Here is a 22,496-nt window from a genome sequence, read left to right as displayed (position 1 = left end):
ATTATTTATATTAATTTTATTTTATTCATTGCTCAGGATTAAAAAACTAAGCAACCTGTCGCGATGAATTGACAAAAATCTAAACGGGATTTTTGTATAGGTCAACGGAGAAAAATTATGAGTCAATTTCTTGATCGCTTGCAGTTTTTTAAAAAGAAAACGGGCGAGTTTTCTGACGGTCATGGTGAAACGACAAATGAAAGTCGCGAGTGGGAAGACAGTTATCGTCAACGCTGGCAACATGATAAAGTTGTCCGTTCTACTCATGGCGTTAACTGTACCGGTTCTTGTTCGTGGAAAATCTATGTAAAAAATGGTCTGGTTACTTGGGAAACACAATATACCGATTATCCCAGAACTCGTCCTGACTTACCCAATCATGAACCGCGCGGCTGTCCTCGAGGCGCGAGTTATTCATGGTATTTATATAGCGCTAACCGACTAAAATATCCTAAAGTCAGAAAGCCTTTACTTAAGTTATGGCGTGAAGCACGAGCGACGATGAAACCGGTTGCTGCTTGGGCATCTATTGTTGAAGATAAAGAAAAATCTTTGTCTTATAAATCAAAACGAGGACTTGGTGGCTTTGTTCGTTCAAGTTGGAACGAAGTGAATGAAATGATTGCGGCGGCTAATGTATATACCGCAAAAACATATGGTCCAGATCGGGTGATAGGCTTTTCACCTATTCCGGCTATGTCAATGGTGTCATATGCTGCAGGTTCACGGTATTTATCATTAATCGGTGGTGTTTGTTTAAGCTTTTACGACTGGTACTGTGATTTACCTCCCTCTTCACCAATGACTTGGGGAGAACAAACGGATGTTCCTGAATCTGCTGACTGGTATAACTCAAATTATTTAATTGCTTGGGGCTCTAACGTACCACAAACACGCACACCTGATGCACATTTCTTTACCGAAGTTCGTTATAAAGGCGCAAAAACCGTTTCAATTACACCCGACTACTCTGAAGTTTCTAAATTAACTGATGAATGGCTTAATCCTAAGCAAGGCACCGACGCGGCACTGGGAATGGCGTTTGGACATGTCATATTACGTGAATATCATTTAGAAAATCCAAGTGAATACTTCACTCAATATGTTCGTCAGTACACCGATTTTCCTATGTTGGTCGTGTTAGATGAGTATGGCGATAATGCTTATAAATCAGCACGTTTTTTAAGAGCGTCAGATTTAAATGATAATTTAGGTCAAGCTAACAATCCTGAATGGAAGACCATCGCACTTGATGAAAAGACCGGTCAATTAGTTTCTCCGCATGGTTCAATTGGTTATCGTTGGGGAGAAAAAGGAAAGTGGAACATTGAAGAACGTGAAGGCTTGGAAGGTAAAGAAACGAAGTTACAGTTGTCATTAATTGGTGAAGAAATTTCTTCTGTTGCATTCCCTCATTACGCTGCGAATAACAACAACAAACATTTTGTTTCCTGTGAACATGATGATATTTTATTACGTAATGTCCCAACTCGCACAATAACAGGCGTGAATGGAAAGCCAATTAAAGTTGCAACGGTTTATGACTTGATGATGGCTAACTATGGTTTAGATCGTGGCTTGGGCGGTGAGAATGTTGCCACTAGCTTTGATGATGACATACCATTTACTCCAGCTTGGCAAGAAAAAATTACCGGTGTTTCGCGTGAAAAAGTAATTCGAGTTGCGCGCGAATTTGCCGATACCGCACACAAAACCAAAGGTAAATCCATGATTATTGTTGGTGCAGCAATGAATCACTGGTATCACATGGATATGAACTATCGTGGACTTATCAATATGTTGATGATGTGTGGTTGTGTTGGCCAGTCTGGTGGTGGTTGGGCGCATTATGTTGGCCAGGAAAAATTGCGTCCTCAAACCGGTTGGTTACCATTAGCATTTGGTCTTGATTGGTCACGGCCGCCACGGCAAATGAATGGTACTTCATTTTTCTATAATCACTCTTCACAATGGCGACATGAAAAAGTCAGTATTCATGAAGTGCTTTCGCCTTTGGCTGATAAGTCACAATTTCCTGAGCATATGCTTGATTATAATATTAAAGCAGAGCGTATGGGGTGGTTACCATCGGCACCGCAATTAAATCGAAATCCACTTCAGATTGTTAAAGATGCTGAAGCGGCAGGAATGGATCCCAAAGATTATTTAGTTGAGCAACTTAAATCTGGCGGTATTCAGTTTGCCAGTGAAGCACCTGATTCACCTGAAAATTTCCCGCGTAATATATTTATTTGGCGATCAAATTTATTAGGTTCTTCAGGAAAAGGCCATGAGTATATGCTCAAGTATTTGCTGGGTGCAAAAAATGGCGTAATGAATGAAGATTTAGGTAAAACTGGAGGTTTTAAACCCACCGAAGCTGAATGGGTTGATGACGGCGCGACAGGTAAACTTGATCTGGTAACAACGCTTGACTTTAGAATGTCTTCAACCTGTATGTATTCAGATATCGTATTACCAACAGCGAGCTGGTATGAAAAAGATGACTTGAACACTTCTGATATGCATCCTTTTATTCATCCATTATCGACTGCTGTTGATCCTGTTTGGGAATCACGGTCTGACTGGGATATTTATAAAGGGATTGCTAAAAAGTTTTCAGAAGTTGCTGAGGGTGAACTTGGCATTGAAAAAGATATTGTTACCGTACCATTGTTACATGACACACCCGGAGAACTGGCACAATCGGTTGATGTAAAAGATTGGAAAAAAGGTGAATGTGAATTAATTCCTGGAGTGACTGCGCCAAACTTTGTTGTTGTTGAGCGTGACTATCCAAATACGTACAAAAAATTTACTTCACTTGGGCCACTGATGGAAAAACTCGGTAATGGTGGTAAAGGTATTAACTGGAATACAGACGAAGAAGTCGAGTTTTTAGGTAAGTTAAACCATAAGCACTGGGATGAAGGTGTCAATCAAGGGCGTCCTGTTATTGAGTCCGCAATTGATGCAGCAGAAACTATTTTGACTTTGGCGCCTGAAACTAATGGTAATGTCGCAGTAAAAGCCTGGACTGCTTTAGGTGAGTTTACCGGACGAGATCATACTCACTTGGCCAAACCAAAACACGATGAAAAAATTCGTTTTCGTGATGTAGTTGCGCAGCCAAGAAAAATTATCTCATCACCAACCTGGTCTGGATTGGAAGATGAGCATGTCAGCTATAATGCGGGTTACACCAATGTTCATGAACTCATTCCATGGCGAACCATAACTGGGCGACAACAGTTCTATCAAGACCACTTGTGGATGCAGGCATTTGGTGAGCAGTTTGTTTCTTATCGTCCTCCTATTAATACCAAAACGGTTGAAGCTATTCAAAATAGCAAAAGTAACGGCAATAAAGAGATTGTACTTAACTGGATTACGCCGCATCAAAAATGGGGAATTCATAGTACGTACACCGATAATTTGCTAATGCTGACACTTTCTCGTGGTGGTCCAATTATTTGGTTAAGTGAAGTTGATGCCAAAGAAGCTGGCATTGAAGATAATGATTGGGTTGAAGTATTTAATGCCAATGGTGCGATTTCTTGCCGAGCCGTTGTCTCGCAACGCGTTAATCAGGGTATGGTAATGATGTATCACGCGCAGGAAAGAATTGTTAATGTGCCAGGAAGTGAGATGACTGGTACGCGCGGCGGACACCATAACTCGGTAACGCGTGTAGTCATGAAACCGACCCATATGATTGGAGGTTACGCTCAGCAATCTTATGGATTTAACTATTACGGAACGGTAGGTTGTAATCGTGATGAATTTGTTGTTGTCAGAAAAATGGATAAAGTTGATTGGTTGGATGGATCCGACTCTGATGATTTACCCCGTCCTCTACCCACAAATCCTGACGAAGCTTAAGGAGCAGGCGAAATGAAAATACGTTCACAAATTGGTATGGTATTAAATCTTGATAAATGTATTGGTTGCCATACCTGTTCGGTTACTTGTAAAAATGTCTGGACTTCACGTGAGGGGATGGAGTATGCATGGTTCAACAATGTTGAAACCAAGCCGGGTATTGGTTATCCCAAAGAGTGGGAAAATCAGGAAAAATGGAAAGGCGGTTGGGAGCGTAAAGCTAATGGCGAGATTCAACCCAAAATTGGTGGAAAATTTCGTATTTTAGCGGGTATTTTTGCTAACCCTGACTTACCCGAAATTGATGATTACTACGAACCATTTGATTTTGATTATCAACACCTACATACCGCACCCGAAAGTAAGCATCAACCCGTTGCCCGTCCTCGCTCGCTGATTACCGGTAAACGAATGGAAAAAATAGAATGGGGACCTAACTGGGAAGAAATTTTAGGTACTGAATTTGAAAAGAGAAGTAAAGATAAAAACTTCGAAAATATGCAAAAAGAAATTTATGGACAGTATGAAAATACTTTCATGATGTACCTACCACGTTTATGTGAGCACTGTTTGAATCCAACCTGTGCAGCAGCTTGTCCCTCTGGTGCAATTTATAAACGAGAAGAAGACGGCATTGTTTTAATTGATCAAGATAAATGTCGTGGTTGGCGTATGTGCATTAGTGGTTGCCCGTACAAGAAAATTTACTTCAACTGGAAGTCAGGGAAATCAGAAAAATGTACCTTCTGTTTCCCTCGTATTGAAGCCGGATTACCAACGGTTTGTTCGGAAACCTGTGTTGGTCGGATTCGTTATTTAGGCGTGATTTTATATGATGCAGATCGCATCAAAGAAGTTGCTTCAACTCCGGATGAAACCGATCTTTACGAAAAGCAGTTAGAAATCTTTTTAGATCCTAACGACCCTGCAGTAATCGAGCAGGCAATTAAAGATGGTATTGCTGAAAATGTTATTGAAGCGGCACAACGTTCTCCGGTTTATAAAATGGCAGTTGATTGGAAACTGGCGCTGCCTTTACACCCTGAATACCGAACACTGCCGATGGTTTGGTATGTGCCGACATTAAGTCCAATACAAAATGCGATTGAAAGCGGTACCGTTGGTATGGCTGGCGTTATTCCTGATATCCGTTCATTACGTATACCCATGAAGTATTTGGCAAACCTGTTAGCCGCAGGTGATGAAGAACCAGTAATTCGTGCATTGGAAAGATTGCTTGCCATGCGGGCATATAAACGGGCGGAACATGTGGAAGGTGTTGAAGATCTCGAAGTATTAAATCAAGTTGGTATCAGCAAAAAAGAAGCGGAAGAAATGTACCGTTATTTAGCGATTGCCAATTATGAAGATCGCTTTGTAATACCTACCGGTCATCGTGAGATGAATGTACCTGCTGCTTATGATGAAAAAGGAGGGTGCGGATTTACTTTTGGTAATGGATGTAGTACCGGAAGCACAAGCGAAACGAATATGTTTGGTGCTAAAAAAGTTAAATCCCGCGACGTGATTAAAACCGTTCGTGTAGGAGATTAGTTGATGTTGATATTAAAAGTGCTTTCTCGACTATTGGACTATCCTTCACAAGATTTGTTTACAGCAAAAGTGGATTTACTTACTGTCGTTGAACAAAGTGTTGATATTAGTCCTCAAACTAAACAGCAGTTAACTGACTTTATTAGCAATTTGGTGTCTAAAGATATTTATGATGCGCAAGAACGATATGACTTGCTATTTGATCGTGGTCGCTCATTGTCTTTACTGCTGTTTGAACATGTGCATGGTGAATCTCGTGATCGTGGTCAAGCGATGGTGAATTTATTGGATGTTTATCGAACTAATGGGTTCGAGATTCATTCGTCACAGCTACCCGACTATATTCCATTGTATTTAGAGTTTTTAAGTGAACAGCCGAAAGAATTTGCTCAGGAGTGGCTTGGTGATATTTGCCACATAATGACGATGCTATCAGAACGTTTAATCGAGCGAGAGTGTGATTACTGCATATTGTTTGATGCATTAATTGAGTTTTCTGGATTTGCTGTTGATCGGTTGGAAATTGCAAAAGCAATCAGTAAAGAAGAGCGTGATGATACCGTGGAAATGATCGATAAAGCCTGGGAAGACAAAGAAATCCGTTTTGATGAACCGGTTGCTGATCAGTGTCCAAGTTCAAAACCTGCGATTGATCTTGCATCAATTGATATTACTCCGTCACAAGATGTACCTATTAAATGGCATAACGCTGGCGGCTCTCAACCTTCGGAATTAACACAAAACACTCGGATGAGTGGGTTGTAAGGAGAGAATGATGTCTAATTTGAATTTTTTATTATTTGGGGTTTATCCCTACATTGCTATTGCTGTATGTCTGGTTGGTTGTTGGATTCGATTTGATCGTGAACCCTATACCTGGAAAGCAGATTCAAGCCAGTTATTGAGTAATAAAGGACTGCGTCTGGGTAGCAATCTATTTCATATTGGTGTGATTTTTATTTTCTTTGGCCACTTTTTGGGCCTGTTAACGCCTCCGGCCGTTTATCATTATGTCATCTCCAGCGCTGATAAACAATTAGTAGCGATGGTTAGCGGTGGTTTTTTTGGCGTTATGTGCTTGATTGGTCTATTGATACTTATTTATCGTCGATTAACTAACGAGCGTGTTAGAGCATCATCAAAAAAATCAGATATTTTTATTTTATTTTTATTGCTGATTCAATTAGTACTTGGACTAATGACGATTGTTGTGTCTATGGATCACATGGATGGGACCGTAATGGTACTTCTCAGCAGTTGGGCTCAATCCGTAGTCACCTTTCAGGCATTTGATGCCGCACAGTTTATTGCTGGTGTACACATTATTTATAAACTGCATGTGTTTGTCGGACTTACCATGATTTTGGTTTTTCCATTTACCCGGCTGGTACATATGATTAGTGCACCTGTGTGGTATTTAGGGCGACGTTATCAGGTTGTTCGACAACGCTGAATTTCAAAGATTAGCTAGATTTTTTTACTGCGTTGTAAGAAGCCGGAGCCTTAATAGACCGAATGGAATTTCAGGTTGAATCCGTTAAGGAGTTAAGGCTCCATTTTTAATTAACTAAAATGAAGAAGAGAATTTTATGGGCGCTTGTTCACCAGTATCTCCCGATGAGGGAGCAGGAAAAAATATTACTCAACAATTACCTGAAATTACTGTTAATGGTCGATTGATTACCGAGAAAGAGTTGGCCAATGAACTCCAGTATCATCAGAATAATAATTTTAATATTGTCGTTCGCCAAGCTGCACAAGCTTTAGTTGTGCGAGAGCTGCTGTTACAAGAAGCTGGATTAACTAATACAGAACTTTCTCCGGTTAATGAAGAAGAATTAGTACAAAAGTTGCTGGAAGAAAATGTCAAGTATGACGATCCTGATGAATTAATTTGTATGCGATATTTTGAAAATAATTCACATAAATTTAAAACTGCGCCATTGCTTGAAGTGAAACACATTTTACTTCCCGCGGCAAAAGAAGATTTAGAAACTCGATCAATTGCTAAAAAGCAAGCAAAAGAACTGATCAAAAAACTGCAAAAAAATCCCGAAGATTTTTCGGCATTAGCACATGAGTTTTCTGCTTGTCCTTCTAAAAAAGATGGTGGAATGTTAGGTCAAATCAGTAAAGGACAGACTGTTCCTGAGTTTGAGCGTCAAATATCTGGAATGTCCGAGGGGCTTGTGTTAAAACCAATTGAGTCACGCTATGGCTTTCATATTGTTGATATTTTACGTAAGGTCGAAGGTAAACAGTTAGAATATGCAATGGTTGCTGATAAGGTGAGAGGGTATTTAGTCCATCGCGCTTCTCATTTAGCTGTTCAGGAATATATTCAAAGCTTGGTTGCTAAAGCGGAAATTGAAGGTATAGAAATGCAGTTTGTTGAAGAAAATATTTTTCTTGGGTAGCGATATTAAATAAATATCGCAAGATAAATACAAATTCAACAAGACTTTCTCTTGGCAATAATTGAGCGTTACATGAACTGAAACGAATCTAATTTAACTTGGTTTAATCTAAAATAAAGTAATCTACTTAGGTTTAGGTTTAGGTTTAGGTTTAGGTTTGATGAAGGTTGGTTCGGTTCGTGTTGCTCAACCTAATTTGAAAATAATAATTCTATTTTATCTGACAAATAAATACTCTGATTGATAATTTTTTTATTTGCCCGCTACGCCGTTTTCATAAACTCTCAATATATTAACTGTTAGCGTGTGAATTAATATTTCAACTTTCAATAAGTAAAATCTTATTCAAGATATCTGTTTTATTGAGGGGTACTTAGATAGATTTTACTGACGGCTAATGCTTAAATTTCAAATGGATTTTTTATTTTTAATTAACCTTCTACTTGTCGTTTTGATCTTAGTCAATATCTTTTCTTCAAGTCAATTTACTATATTCTATTTCAACCTTTCACTGAGATGACAATGAGCGATAGTAACAAACCGATTGTTTATTCCTGCTCTGGCTGTTCAAATCTGGCACAACTTGCCTATGATATCGCGTTGCAACTAGAAAGTGACGGTATTGCTGAGATGTCCTGTATTTCGGGGGTAGTTGGTAACGTTGAACCCATAAAGCAAATGGCTGAGTCAGGGCGTCCCATTATCATCATTGATGGATGTAGTCTTGCTTGTACTCGAGCATGTCTTGAAGCTTGCGGTTTGAAAGCTGTTCTGTATATTGATATCAGTCGTTATGGTATTGAGAAACGGAGCATTCGAGAAAGCGCTTTCAATGAAAGTTGTGTAGCCTTAAAGCATGTTTATGAAGAGCTGCGCATGGCCGGTTATGCAATTCCCCATTAATTAAACCTGCTAAACACATCATTGGGAGCTATATTTCCTGTTTATTGATTGATGTTATGACCAAGAATGTTGCGGTAAAAAAATGTTACTATAGTGATTATGTAAATAGTCTGTTTCAGAAGATGCATTATTTATTATGAATATTATCTTTCTGATTAATCGCGATATTGCCAGTAATTATGCGCTTAATCTCATTTTGCCGCACTTAAAACAAACCAAGGTTCATCTTGTCTATTCATCACAGGTCGGCCGTACTGATGTTAGGCCCGCTAATAGACCTGCTGCATTAGCACAGCTCCAGTTTTTTGAGCAAACCTTACCATTTGAATTACTCCTTCCTAAATATCAGGTTAATTATTGTACCGATTTTCCTCGTTTAAATAGGCGAGTTAACCAATCATTATCAATTGCCTCGGTCCATTATATTGACCAAATTAATAGTGAAAGTGCATTAACAATAATTAAAGCGATTGAACCTGATCTCATGGTGTCAATTCGCTTTGGGGCAATTCTCAAATCTCCGGTTATTCGATTGTCTCGACTGGGCGTCATTAATTTGCACTCAGGTGTTTTGCCTGACTATCGTGGTGTTATGGCAACCTTTAGAGCAATGCTTAACGGTGAAAAAGAAATTGGTACTACACTGCATTATATTCAAAATCATCAAATTGATTGTGGTGATATTATTCAAATTGACAAAATCCCGGTTGAAAAAAATCGGTCTTATTTATGGCATGTGCTCAAACTTTATGAGTCTGGTGTGCTGCTCATATTAGATGCAATAGCAACGTTTTCAAAAAATATCTCTGTTGAAAATCATTTGCAACCCAAAGAGGGTAAATATTTTTCATATCCCTCTTTGCAAAATATAATTGATTTTGAACGTCGAGGTGGCGTGTTAGTTGATCCTGATAGTTATATTGATTGGTTGATGAAAAATTATTGCTAGTTATTAAAAATAACTGCGTACCTAACAAATTGTTGTAAACGTTTTCAATGAAAGGTTTTAATTTCCATCTGTTCTTTCCTGAAATTTTCAAATTCTTAAAATGCATATAAATTTTTTCGAAAATAATGTTTGTTAAATGAAACTCATAATTTCTTTTTGATTTTTTTCTTCGAACTAAATGTGTTTTTTATTTTTATTTTTTTTTTTTTTTTTTTTTGATCTATCCGCCCCCCCCAAAAAAACTTTAAGTTATTAAAAATGGTTTTTTACTCTTCTTTTTGAATGACAAAAAAAGCCTTACGGTTTTTCTGAATTGAATTCAATTTGTTAATGATAAAAGTTAAAGCTTTTCTTTAATAAAGTTGATGGTGGTTTATTTTGGTTTTTTATAAATTAAAGGTGCAGTTGAAAATTTTTTTAATAATATTTTTTATTGAAATAATAAAAGTTCGTTGAAAAGTTAGGTAGATCTCAAAAAATAAATGTGTTTTTGAATAACACGTCTACAATCAAAAAAACTAATTTAATTCTGACTGGATGTTGTTCAGCAAGTGAATAATAAAAAACTTATTTTATTTAATTAGAACTAACGATAACCAAAAAATAAGCGAGGAATTTAATATGCCTAACCTTGTGACCTCTTACGACAAGAGAAAATTAGCTGGTTTTTCTCTTTCTTCCTGTGTATTGGCGATATCAATAGCGCTAATACCTAACACTGCTATTGCTGCTGAAAATGATGATGCCGAAGCTGAGGAGGGACAAAAGGTTATCATCGTTGGCTCGCGTATCAAGCGAGAAGATTTTGATTCTGCCAGTCCTATAATTACCGTAGATGCGGAGTTATTAGTACAGACCGGATATACCAACATTGAAGATGCATTAAATGAGTTACCTCAATTAGGTATAGGTACGAATCTAGGCAATAACGGAACCTCAGGGACTGAAACCGGTTCTTCATTTGCAAACTTACGTTCAATGGGATCAGGAAGAACGCTCGTATTAGTGAATGGTAAACGAATGGTTCCATCGAGCCTTTCGCAAACCTCGGTAGATTTATCAAATATTCCCGTAGCACTGGTTGAAAAAATAGAAATATTTACCGGTGGCGCATCGGCAGTGTATGGCTCTGATGCGATTGCAGGTGTAATTAATGTGACGCTAAAAAAAGATTTTCAAGGGTTTCGTATTAACTTCGGTGGTACTTTACCTGAGCATGGCGGTGCAGAAACGCAAACGGGGTCGCTAACTATGGGAGGGGAATTTGGCGGCGGTAAAGGGAATATTTCTGGCGGTCTGAATTTTTCAAATTCAGAACGTTTACTGCAAACAGATCGTGACTTTACTACTGGTGATGGTTACATTGGTACTGTGCCAAATCTGCAAAATACTTCATCATTTGATGGAATTCCCAATGTTTTAATTATTAAAAATCAAACGCAAAGCTGGTATCCTGAAAATGGAGGGGTAACAACTTGGGATCCCAATGTTGGTGGTTATGTAACTTATTATATGGATGATTCAGGCAACCTGATACTTAATGATTTACCCCGTTTTGGCGCACTTGGTGAGTTTAGAGAAGGTGGGCCAGGATTTTCTTTTGCCAAATATTTATTTCAATTGCGTAGTAAACAGGAAGTATTGAATTCATTTTTAAATTTGAATTATGAAATTGATGAAAGCATGGCTTTTTATTCCAGTTTTCAAATTGCAACCAGTAGTAGTGATGGTGACTTTCAGCCAAACTTTACTACTTCTGCGGTTACTGTCAGACGCGATAATCCCTTTAATACCGATTCGGTAAATGCTTTTATGGATGACCGCGGAATTACGGAATTATCACCCGCTAATGGTCACTTTGTATTTCGTACCAATAGCGATATTGGTACTCGCCAGCAATATAATGAACGTACCACTTATACCGGCGTATTTGGATTAAATGGTTACATTGAAAATTGGGATTGGGATGTTTCTGTCCAACATGGTGAATCTAAATCGAGTACAACAGGGACTGGGTTTGCTTATATTGATAGACTTGCGGCAGCTTATGATGTGATTCAGGGAACTGACGGTCCCCAGTGTCGCACTATGATTAACCAAGGATGTTTACCATTAAGAGTCTTAGGTGAAAATACGGATCAAGCTGCGCTGGACTGGGTGAGAGCAGTCACCATGCAAACGCAAAAAAATACCCAGTCAATTTTTTCAGGTTATATTACCGGTGAAATTTTTGATTTGCCGGGGGGCGGGGCAAATATTGTATTTGGTACAGAGTATCGTGAAGATACGATCCAGTTTAATCCCGACCCTTCTGAGCGTTCTGGCAACATTGTGTTAGCCGGCGAAAATAATCCCATTCCCGAATCTAGTCTGGATGTGACTGAGTTTTTTACTGAAATTAATTTGCCGGTTATTGAAACTTTAGAAATTGGTGCAGCTTATCGTTGGTCAGATTATAGTACGGTTGGCAGTGTTGATGCCTGGTCAGCAACCATTGATTTTCGTCCTATCGATGATATTGCTTTTCGTATGACGGGGTCTACCAGTATTCGTGCGCCTAGCGTGCATGATTTATTTAATCCCGGAAATACTTTTTTTAATAGTATTCAAGATCCCTGTGATGTCAATTTCATTACTAGCGGGCCTAACCCGCCGGTGAGACGAGAAAATTGTGAATCGCAAGTCGGGGTTGGGTTTACCGATCCATTGACTGGGGTAACTCGGGCAACTTTATCTGGCGGAAATCCTGAATTAGAACCTGAAGAGGCTGACACTTTTACCGCCGGAATTGTGATCACTCCAACCGCTGTTCCTGAATTGAACATTTCTATTGATTGGTGGAGGATTGAATTAACTAATAAAATTGATACCAAATTGGTGGGCCAAATTTTAAGTGATTGTTATGATACGCCTGGATTGAGTAACGATGCCTGTCAAGCGATCACTCGACGAGGTAGTGATGATGCGATTATTCGTATCAATGGCGGACAAGTTAATCTGGGACAGGTTGATCTGGAGGGTTATGATATTGGCGTTGAATATAAACTTGATGCTTCCAACCTGTTTAATGATCTGCCTGGTCAGTTTGGTGTGCGACTAATAACAACTAAACTTGGAGAAAATCTGATTGATGACGATGGTAGTTTAACCGACTCACTAGGCGATTATGATAACCCTGAGTGGGCTGGTACATTTACCATTGAATATGAAGCCGATGATTGGGGCGTTAACTTAAATACAATCTTTCGAGGCTCATCGGTTGCTGATCCAGATTTGAACACGGAAGATGATGATGGCAATGCTATCAATTATGATGAAGTTTATCCTATGGGAAATGGCAAAGTTGATGCGCTTTATCGATTTGACTTAAATGGCCATTATGCATTATCCAGCTCAACTTCGTTATCCTTCGGTATTCGTAACCTTACTGATGAAGAACCGCCCAGAGTTACTGATTTTTTCTGGGGAAGAAATGGCACGGTTGATGTGATTGGTCGCACTTATGTGTTAAATGTCACGATGGATTTGTAATTTAGTGATAAATAGCCGTAAATAATTGGTATGTGTGTATTTTTGGCCCAGGCTATTCCTGGGCCTTTTGCTTTATTAATTCTGCTGGCTTTCCTATTATAAACTGAGACAGATCAAAAATGTTGTTACCAGTCATTGTCGACTAATAGCCAATGTTATGGATATGTCATGAATATCGTATAGTTAGTTGATATGATATAAAGTTCAGTTTAATTTGAATTTTTTCCAAATTAAAGGTAAAGATTTTGATCGTACGGTAGATAACATAACTGAGCGTTAAACAGCATAGTCGTGTAAAGCTTTGGAATATTCAAAAAGGTCTAATTGAGCCAATCACTGATTATCAATTATTGGTTTTCAAAACTTGGTTGTTAAAAGTTGGCTATCAATATTATCGATATTTTCTAAATTGAAAAGTATCTATCAAATAGTATTTCAATTGTTTTATCTTTTAAGTCAATACAGCAATGAATAAATCAGCGAGTATAACGAATGAATAGAGATAGCGGTGATAGCTTTGAAATTATTTTATTTGATTTAGGTGGCGTACTTATCGAGTTGGGAGAAAAGCCTTTTCAACACGCTGGAAAACAGATTAATGCGCAATCATGGCATAACTTAAGCTCAGCAATGGCTTTTGAAAAAGGATTGTTGTCGCCCCATGAATTTGCCAAAAGTATTCAGAAAGAACTTAAACTGGAAGAGGATATTGATTCAATTATTCAGCAATTTACAGCTTGGCCGGTTGGATTTTATGAAGGTGTTCAACCTTTATTACACCAGCTAAAAAATCAATTTGAAGTTTATGCATTAACGAATACAAACGAACTACATTGGCCAAGACTGATTGAAGAATTCAAATTGGAAGAATATTTTTTACAGGTTTTTTCATCGCATTTATTACAATTAGCTAAACCCGATCCGGCTATCTTTCAAGTGGTTTTACGCAGTCTTGATAAACAGCCGCAACAAATTTTATATTTTGATGATAATGCTAGTAACATAGAAGTTGCCAGGCAGTTAGGGTTTCATGCGGTACAAGTCGAAGGGTTTGAGCAACTCACCGAAGCATTGGACCGATTATCTTTGACTCACGCTTAGCTGATAACCAGAAATAAACCATTTTCTGGCTATCGTATGGATAAAATAATATGGTTAGAAAGCGTAGGTGGCACCCGCAAATAGATAGTCTTCAGCCCCTTCAACATCTAAATCATTCTTAGAATAAGTGGCAAACAAAGTCGCTTGCTTTATGCGATATGAATAACTGATGGCAAAATCATTATTATCTTCGCCACTATCTGGACTATTTCGGCCAACATGAAAGTCGAGGTTAGAAACATCGTCTATTGGCATGGCATAATTTAATTCAAGATAGTCTACATCTAAATCCTGATCGGAATAATAGGTAATAGTGAAATCTCTGATACTGGCGCCCAAATTAAACTCTGTGCTAGAGTCTGTATCGCCGCTGTATGTATATTCGGTTAGACCAATATTAATAGAAACCATTTCGTTGACTTTAAATGAGTAGGCCGCAACTAAATCGATTTCAAGGCCATCATCGCCGCCAAAATCATAGTTACTACCCCACACTGACAGTGATAATCCACTACTGTGATTCCACACGACATCGCCCTGAATGGCCGGATCTTCCTGGTTTAAATCAAATCCGCGAAAAATATATTGGCTAACGATTGTTGCTGAGGCGTCCAAATTTAATTCTTGTGCTTGTAAAGGCATACTTAAGGCTGACAATAAACCAATACTTATCACTGCTTGCATACTTTTCATGGGCATTTCCTCTTGGTTTTTATTCTCAAATTATAAAAATGCTGAGATTAATTGTAATTTTTAGTTAGGCGTTGCATAAAATTAATTAACATCGAATGTCAATAAGTTTCAATTCAATTTCAAAGAGCCATCGACAAGTATAAAAAGCCACAACTCCATGCTTAAGCATATTCGAAAATACCTGACTTTTTCGTTTACTAATAGACATTAGTTCGAATTAATAAAAATGCAAATACAATTATGATTGATTTCTGTGGATGAGATATTTATTGAAAATATGCAGACTTAAGCTTGCAAAGCCAAATTTTGTAAAGTCCAATATGAATTAGCCAAATTGAATTGTCGAAAAGGTGATACTCGATTTGAGTTAAAAGATATAAGTTAAAACTTGCACGATTAATATTAATTAGAAATACCCATAAGTTTAACGCTCGCTCATAGAATCACTCTTTACATTGTCCTTTTATTTTGTATTCGTATTCGTGAAACTTTTCTTCTGAGATAGAAATACCATTCGTACAATAGTTAATTGCAGTGAGCTTTTCGTTGAGCATTTTATGCGCGGCTTCCTCCATGCGGTATTTGAGAGAAACCCTGGCATCATCCGGGTTTTCGGGAATCAGTATGGGTTCGTCTGTTTGTTCGATACGACGACCTCGTGAAGAGCCTGGCGTACGGTGAATACTCGTATGATGCTTGACGGTAAACTGATCGCTGCCTTTTATCTTTAATACCAAAGAGAACAGTTTTTGGTTATTTTTATCGGCATAAGTAAAAAAACTCTCTTCATATTGTTCAGCCACTTTGTTGGCACAAGCAAGCAATAATGAAGTCAAACATAAAATAGTGCATAAACTTAAGGTAGTTTTAAAGCTTTTCATAAATAACGACTAACTAGATTTTAATTTGGATAAACGCTTTTATAGTACTGTACTTGAAAGCTAAAGCAACTGTAAAAATGTGTTTCTTTGGGATTGTAATTCATATAATTGATTAAATTAATTCGTTAAGTTGATTGTCTGATACTTTCTTTTTTATTGAGACCTGCCTATAATCCTCGCCGAAATACTCTCGGGGTGCCTGAAGTCTATTTAAATCGATTGGATAAATTACCTAGAAAAAACTAAGTGACTTATAACTAACCAGTTGATTATTAAGATATATTTCTTTGTGCTGAGATAGTTTGTATCAAGCAGTTTGTGAAAACAGACATGACATAATTGCTTGTGGCAACAAACCCGTAGAACCTGATTCGACTAACATCGACGTAGGGATGAGTATTATTCGAAGAATTGTCATTCAACTATTCAGTGGGAGCAATTTCTCGTAATACCTCGCTACGCCAGATCTTAACAGTGAGGCAAAGCCAATGTACGACCAGATTAATTCCGATGTCACAACTCAATCGACGCTTTCTAAAGGCGAAGAACTCATCACGCGTGAACCCCTGCCTGCGAGTAGTAAGGTTTATGTAGCGTCCCCCAATAATGCTGATGTCAAAGTGCCAATGCGTCGCATTGATTTGACTGATGGAACACATGTCACTCTCTATGATACCTCGGGTCCTTATACCGATAGTCAAATTGACATTAATGTTCACAGTGGATTACCCGATGTGCGTTCGCATTGGATTGAGGCTCGCGGTGATACCGAATCTTATAGTGGGCGTGAAATTAAACCGATTGATAACGGACATACAAACCAGGAAAAAGCATTTAAATTTTATAATCCTGAGTTACAACGAACACCTCGTCGCGCAAAAGATGGTGGTAATGTGACTCAGTTACATTATGCGCGTAAGGGCATTATTACCGCCGAAATGGAATATATTGCGGTTCGTGAAAATCAAGCTCGTGAAGCGCTGGTCAATGAATTTTCAACACCTGAACGTAATGCAAGGCTGGCCGGTAATTCCTGGGGAGCCAACCTCAAACCCATTACGCCAGAGTTTGTGCGTCAGGAAGTTGCAGAAGGCAGAGCTATTATTCCTGCCAATATTAATCATACCGAATTGGAACCCATGATAATTGGTCGTAATTTTTTAGTAAAAATTAATGCCAATATTGGTAATTCTGCGGTGACATCCAGTATTGAAGAAGAAGTTGAAAAGCTGGTGTGGTCAATTCGGTGGGGGGGCGACACCGTTATGGATCTCTCAACTGGCAAGCATATTCATGCAACACGTGATTATATTGTTAGAAATTCGCCTGTACCCATTGGTACGGTACCAATTTATCAGGCGTTGGAGAAAGTTAACGGCATTGCTGAAGATCTCAATTGGGAAGTTTTTCGTGACACCCTGATCGAACAAGCGGAACAAGGCGTAGATTATTTTACTATTCATGCGGGCGTTTTATTGCGTTATGTACACTTAACGGCAGAAAGGGTGACAGGTATCGTTTCGCGTGGTGGTTCTATTATGGCCAAATGGTGTATTGCGCATCATAAAGAAAACTTTTTATACACTCACTTTGAAGAAATTTGTGAAATTATGAAAGCTTACGATGTGAGCTTTTCATTAGGTGATGGTTTACGTCCGGGGGCAACTGCTGATGCAAATGATGCAGCACAATTTAGTGAACTGGAAACCTTGGGTGAGCTAACTAAAATTGCCTGGAAACATGATGTGCAGGTAATGGTTGAAGGGCCTGGACATGTTCCCATGCACCTCATTAAGGAAAACATGGACAAACAGTTAGAGCATTGTCATGAAGCACCATTTTATACATTAGGCCCATTAACAACTGATATTGCGCCTGGCTATGATCACTTTACCAGTGGTATTGGTGCAGCAATGATTGGTTGGTTTGGTTGTGCAATGCTTTGTTATGTTACACCTAAAGAGCACTTAGGTTTGCCGAATAAAGACGATGTTAAAGAAGGGATTATTACTTACAAAATTGCGGCGCATGCTGCGGATATTGCAAAAGGACATCCTGGCGCGCGTTATCGAGATGATTTAGTGTCAAAAGCGCGTTTTGAGTTCCGCTGGGAAGATCAGTTTAATCTGGGACTTGATCCTGATCGTGCTCGAGAATTTCATGACGAAACTTTACCGCAAGATTCTGCTAAAGTTGCTCACTTTTGTTCGATGTGTGGTCCCAAATTTTGTTCGATGCGCATCAGTCACGAAGTTCGTGAGTATGCGGAAAAAGGAATGGAGCAAAAGTCGGCTGAATTTAGAGAAGCGGGTGGCGAAATTTATATTAAGCAACAGTAATACCAGAAATAGTATCAAAAATAATATCAGACAATCATCTATCAGATACTCAATCTCAAGATGATAAGCTGTTTGAGTATAATAGCGCTAAAGTAAAATGGTTTCACACAAAGAACGTTATTTGAATTGTCATGATATGTGGAGTGTAAAATGTTCGCGCCGTCTATGAGTGTCGGTATTGCTGGCGCTGGTATTATGGGGCGCCTGATGGCTTTTGCGTTAGTCAATCGTGGTTATCAGGTAACCCTGTTTGATAAAGATCCTATCGAACAGGGGAGCGCTGCTGCGTTTACCGCTGCTGGAATGCTTACCCCTTTTGCTGAAATTGAATCGGCAGAAAAGCAAGTGTTTCAGCTCGGAGTCCGCTCGTTGGCTATTTGGCCGCAAATAATCCGCCAATTAAATGCCGATGTTGGGTTTTATCAGTCTGGCTCGCTGGTGGTAGCGCATCATCAAGATAAGCCTGATCTACTGCGATTTGATCAGTTATTACAGAGTAAACTGAATGATATTGATCAGTTGGTTGTCAACAATCCACAAACCTCACTCAACAAACAAGCTTTAGCGCAACTTGAGCCGGCTTTGGCCGAAAATTTTTCACAAGCCACTTTTTTACCCGACGAAGCGTGGCTCTCCCCCGATGATGTGATGCTGGCTTTGGCAAATTATTTACAAGAAAACGGTATCAATTGGTTGGCAGGTGTAAACGTGGAATCACTAAGTGCTCGCCAAATTATCACCCAGCAGCAGTCGTTTAATTTTGACTGGGTGATTGATTGTCGAGGACTTGGTGCCAAGCCACAATGGCCACAAATTCGCGGCGTGCGTGGTGAAGTAATTGTATTGCAGGCTCCCGAAGTCAAAATCTCCAGGTTAGTGCGCTTAATGCATCCACGTTACCGACTTTATCTGGTGCCACGAATGCATGATGATATCTATTTGATTGGTGCTACTCAGATTGAAAGCCAGGATATGGGTGCGGTCAGCGTGCGTTCTGCGCTTGAATTACTGTCTGCAGTTTATTGTCTTCACGGCGGGTTTGCCGAAGCGCGAGTATTAAAAATGCGCAGCAATTGTCGTCCAGCATTACCTGATAATTTACCTAAAGTGCAGATTTCGCCTGGATTAATTAAAATTAACGGCTTATTTCGTCATGGTTTTTTATTAGCCCCGGCGATTGCTCAAGAAGTCTTGCAATGGTTGGACTGGCAGGGCGCGCTGGAGACCAATTTTACGGGGTTATTCTCACACGTTTAAGTGGGTTGGTTGAGTCGCGGCTTAAAAGCTGATTAGGCAGTAAGTTACAAAATACTACTAATGGCTAATGAGGCATATAATGATTAATGTTAAAGTAAATGGTAAACCTTGGCAGACTGATGCCCGGATATTGCAAGAACTTATTAAACAATACAATGCACAAATTCACTCTGAGCATTGGCAAACAAAAAGCCACTCAAAAGAGGCAACGCTTTCTTATGCGGTGGCTGTCAATGAGCAATTTATTCCGCGTAGTCAGCATAGTCAACAAGTGTTACAGGAAGGCGATTCCATTGAGTTGGTGGTTCCTATGCAAGGTGGGTAGAAGCGGGCATAGATATTTCAATAATGAGCAATTCCGAATACGCATCAGACTTTAACTATATTTTTGAGAATCATCATGTGGCAATTGGCTGACAAACAATTTACAAGTCGTTTTATCTTAGGTACGGCGCTGTATCCTTCGCCGGATATCATGTGTCGTTCAATTCAAGCTGCTGCTAGTGAAATAGTCACCGTTTCATTACGCCGCCAAAATCCGGGGAATGCGGATGGGCATGACTTCTGGCAATTAATTCAATCGATGAATGTGGCATTATTGCCCAATACTGCTGGTTGTCAAAGCGCATCACAAGCGATTACCACTGCGCAAATGGCGCGCGAGTTGTTTGATACACACTGGATAAAACTAGAAGTTATCGGCGATGAATACAATTTACAGCCAGATCCATTTGCTTTGCTTGAAGCCGCTCAAGAATTAATTGCCCAAGGATTTGAAGTATTTCCATATTGTACCGATGACTTGGTGTTATGCGAAAAGCTGGTCGAAGCGGGTTGCCGAATATTAATGCCATGGGGGGCTCCCATTGGTACAGGGAAAGGATTGGTTAATCCTTATGCACTAAAAACGCTACGTGAGCGCTTACCGCATATCACTTTAATAGTCGATGCGGGGATCGGTGCACCATCTCATGCTGCCGAAGCGATGCAATTGGGATTTGATGGGGTACTGCTCAACACTGCCGTTGCGCAGGCCACTGATCCAGTAAAAATGGCTCAGGCATTTTCATTAGCGGTGAAAGCTGGACAATTGGCTTATCAGGCTGGTGTTATCCCTGAACGAGACCTGGCAAAACCTAGCACGCCCACTGTTGGCACTCCCTTTTGGCAACAATAAATCATGTAAAGCTGCCTTTTAACCGGTAAATAACAAAGTGCTGATTTGCATGGTTATCTGAGTTGTAATGTTTGTTTGGCCTGGGCGTGATTCACTAAAGAGTAGTCAAACTGTAGTGACATGGTTACAATTGCCTGCTTTTGGAATACCCATTCGGGTGTTTTTTGCACAAATATTAAAGAGTTAACGGTATTGAGCCTTTCCACAAAACCAATTGTTCTGACGATTGCAGCCAATGATTCTGCCGGTATGGCAGGTATTTCCGCTGATTTGAAAACCCAACATGCATTGGGGGTTCATAGCTTGAGTGTCATCACTGCAACTACGGCGCAAAATGGCCAAAACGTTGAATCGATTAACCCGGTTGATGCTGCTATTTTAAGTACTCAGCTAGAGGCTGTTAAACCTTATGCCATTGATGTGGTTAAAATTGGCATGGTTTGCAATGTTGAGCAGGTTAAAGTCATTGCTCAATTTTTGCGTGATACTGGTTTACCCACTGTGCTTGATCCGGTTTTCGCTGCCTCGAGTGGTGCAACGTTTATTGCGCCTAGTCAGGTGGCTATTTATGCAGATACCTTGCTGCCATTGTGTACTCTGGTGACTCCGAATCTGGATGAAGCCGCTAAAATAACTGGCTTGTCAGTAACTGAACCTGAGCAAATCAGTTTAGCCGCGGAGTCATTATTGTTAATGGGGGCTGATACTGTTCTCATCAAAGGTGGACATGGCACTGGCCTTTGGGCACAAGATTATTTTGCTTCTCAACAAACCCAGTTTTGGCTATCCAGTCAAAGACGATTAAGTCGCTTTACCCGTGGTACTGGATGTATTCTTGCATCAGCTATTGCTAGCGCACTGGCGCTCAATTACGCCATAGAAGATGCGATTGTTATCGGTAAAATGACAATCAATCAGGGAATTCAACGAGGTTACTCTACCGGAATTGGTGATGGTGCGCCGTGTATTAACCATTTTCCCGATGCCATTGAGCATTTACCTTATTTGAATTATTCACCTGAAGTAGAAGAGCTTCCAGCTTTTGCGAACTGTGGTAATGAGCCGCTGGGGCTTTATCCGATTGTCGATAGAGCTTACTGGTTGACACATCTTTTGCCCGCTGGTGTGACGACTATACAGCTACGGATAAAAGATTTGACGGGGGCTGCATTAGAAAAAGAAATCGGTGAAGCAGTTGAAATTGCTAATCGCTTCAATGCTCGTTTATTTATTAATGACTATTGGCAATTGGCAATTCAACATGGTGCTTATGGTGTTCACTTGGGGCAAGAAGATTTACATTTGGCCGATTTGCAGGCTATTCAGGCGGCAGGATTAAGATTAGGACTCAGTACTCACTGTCACTATGAGGTGGCACGTGCAGCCCAGTTCAATCCTTCTTATTTAGCCTGTGGACCGGTTTTTCCTACCAATACTAAAAAAATGCCTTGGCAGCCTCACGGTATTGATGGCCTTAAATATTGGCGGAAAGTGATTGATAAGCCGTTAGTGGCAATTGCCGGAATTAATCAGACTAATTTTAAACAAGTCGCTGATACAGGGGTTGATGGCATCGCTATGATTACGGCGATTACCCATGCCGAAGACCCGGTCGCGACCACCCGAGAATATTTAGCCCTGTTAGGACAAGAGTAAATACTAGATAGTTGCTGTGTTTACTCGATATTTTATGATGATTTAAGTTAATCGCGGGAGATTTTCATAAACACAGCTTTTTTATCAACTCATTAATTTTACTTCGGTAAAATATATTATTTACTGAAATATAAAATGTTGTTTGCCGTTAACTTG

Annotated in this window: 16 protein-coding genes; 14 read left to right on the top strand and 2 right to left on the bottom strand. The window is 39.5% G+C overall.

Features of this window, described 5'->3' with window-relative positions; genetic code table 11:
* Window positions 1–117 precede the first annotated feature (117 nt).
* The 9 genes from ABVT42_RS07690 (at window position 118) to ABVT42_RS07650 (ending at window position 14,337) form a co-directional block, all read left to right on the top strand.
* Window positions 118–3,882 carry a nitrate reductase subunit alpha gene (locus ABVT42_RS07690; protein ID WP_353873998.1) on the top strand — a complete coding sequence of 1,255 codons (3,765 nt, stop codon included), beginning with the start codon at window positions 118–120 and terminating at the stop codon, window positions 3,880–3,882.
* Window positions 3,883–3,894: 12 nt separating this feature from the next.
* Window positions 3,895–5,436 (top strand): nitrate reductase subunit beta, encoded by a 1,542-nt coding sequence (narH, locus tag ABVT42_RS07685; protein WP_353873999.1) that lies wholly within the window; start codon window positions 3,895–3,897, stop codon window positions 5,434–5,436.
* 3 nt (window positions 5,437–5,439) lie between these two features.
* Entirely contained in the window at window positions 5,440–6,201 is a 762-nt protein-coding gene (gene narJ / locus ABVT42_RS07680; RefSeq protein WP_353874000.1) for a nitrate reductase molybdenum cofactor assembly chaperone, read from the top strand.
* 10 nt (window positions 6,202–6,211) lie between these two features.
* The gene (narI, locus tag ABVT42_RS07675) at window positions 6,212–6,889 is read left to right on the top strand and encodes a respiratory nitrate reductase subunit gamma (RefSeq protein WP_353874001.1); all 678 of its coding nucleotides are present in this window, start codon (window positions 6,212–6,214) and stop codon (window positions 6,887–6,889) included.
* Window positions 6,890–7,025: 136 nt separating this feature from the next.
* Window positions 7,026–7,853: a peptidylprolyl isomerase gene (locus ABVT42_RS07670; RefSeq protein WP_353874002.1), complete on the top strand. Its 828-nt coding sequence runs from the start codon at window positions 7,026–7,028 to the stop codon at window positions 7,851–7,853.
* Window positions 7,854–8,375: 522 nt separating this feature from the next.
* The gene (locus tag ABVT42_RS07665) at window positions 8,376–8,756 is read left to right on the top strand and encodes a putative zinc-binding protein (protein ID WP_353874003.1); all 381 of its coding nucleotides are present in this window, start codon (window positions 8,376–8,378) and stop codon (window positions 8,754–8,756) included.
* Between the two features lie 136 nt (window positions 8,757–8,892).
* Window positions 8,893–9,705, top strand: a complete 813-nt coding sequence (locus ABVT42_RS07660; RefSeq protein WP_353874004.1) for a formyl transferase — start codon at window positions 8,893–8,895, stop codon at window positions 9,703–9,705.
* A gap of 621 nt (window positions 9,706–10,326) precedes the next feature.
* On the top strand, window positions 10,327–13,236 hold the full coding sequence (locus tag ABVT42_RS07655; RefSeq protein ID WP_353874005.1) for a TonB-dependent receptor plug domain-containing protein: 2,910 nt from the start codon (window positions 10,327–10,329) through the stop codon (window positions 13,234–13,236).
* A 492-nt stretch (window positions 13,237–13,728) separates the two neighbouring features.
* Entirely contained in the window at window positions 13,729–14,337 is a 609-nt protein-coding gene (locus ABVT42_RS07650; protein WP_353874006.1) for an HAD family hydrolase, read from the top strand.
* A gap of 54 nt (window positions 14,338–14,391) precedes the next feature.
* Here ABVT42_RS07650 and ABVT42_RS07645 read toward each other — a convergent pair whose 3' ends face one another.
* Both ABVT42_RS07645 and ABVT42_RS07640 read right to left on the bottom strand, forming a co-directional pair.
* Window positions 14,392–15,030 (bottom strand): TorF family putative porin, encoded by a 639-nt coding sequence (locus ABVT42_RS07645; RefSeq protein ID WP_353874007.1) that lies wholly within the window; start codon window positions 15,028–15,030, stop codon window positions 14,392–14,394.
* 443 nt (window positions 15,031–15,473) lie between these two features.
* The gene (locus tag ABVT42_RS07640) at window positions 15,474–15,911 is read right to left on the bottom strand and encodes a hypothetical protein (protein ID WP_353874008.1); all 438 of its coding nucleotides are present in this window, start codon (window positions 15,909–15,911) and stop codon (window positions 15,474–15,476) included.
* Between the two features lie 488 nt (window positions 15,912–16,399).
* Here ABVT42_RS07640 and thiC point away from each other — a divergent pair, with 488 nt between their 5' ends.
* The 5 genes from thiC (at window position 16,400) to thiE (ending at window position 22,340) form a co-directional block, all read left to right on the top strand.
* Entirely contained in the window at window positions 16,400–18,250 is a 1,851-nt protein-coding gene (thiC, locus tag ABVT42_RS07635; RefSeq protein ID WP_353874009.1) for a phosphomethylpyrimidine synthase ThiC, read from the top strand.
* Between the two features lie 150 nt (window positions 18,251–18,400).
* Complete coding sequence (thiO, locus tag ABVT42_RS07630) at window positions 18,401–19,507, top strand: glycine oxidase ThiO (RefSeq protein WP_353874010.1); 1,107 nt, start codon at window positions 18,401–18,403, stop codon at window positions 19,505–19,507.
* A gap of 79 nt (window positions 19,508–19,586) precedes the next feature.
* A complete protein-coding gene (thiS, locus tag ABVT42_RS07625; RefSeq protein ID WP_353874011.1) occupies window positions 19,587–19,832 on the top strand; it encodes a sulfur carrier protein ThiS in 246 nt (81 codons plus the stop codon).
* Window positions 19,833–19,907: 75 nt separating this feature from the next.
* The gene (locus ABVT42_RS07620; RefSeq protein ID WP_353874012.1) at window positions 19,908–20,684 is read left to right on the top strand and encodes a thiazole synthase; all 777 of its coding nucleotides are present in this window, start codon (window positions 19,908–19,910) and stop codon (window positions 20,682–20,684) included.
* Window positions 20,685–20,876: 192 nt separating this feature from the next.
* Window positions 20,877–22,340 carry a thiamine phosphate synthase gene (gene thiE, locus ABVT42_RS07615; protein WP_353874013.1) on the top strand — a complete coding sequence of 488 codons (1,464 nt, stop codon included), beginning with the start codon at window positions 20,877–20,879 and terminating at the stop codon, window positions 22,338–22,340.
* Window positions 22,341–22,496 lie beyond the last annotated feature (156 nt).

Origin of the sequence: Aliikangiella maris (assembly GCF_040719265.1) — a bacterium.
Classification (GTDB): Bacteria; Pseudomonadota; Gammaproteobacteria; order Enterobacterales; family Kangiellaceae; genus Aliikangiella; species Aliikangiella maris.
Note: the sequence above shows the minus strand (reverse complement) of the source record. Positions and strands in the feature narration are given on the sequence as shown.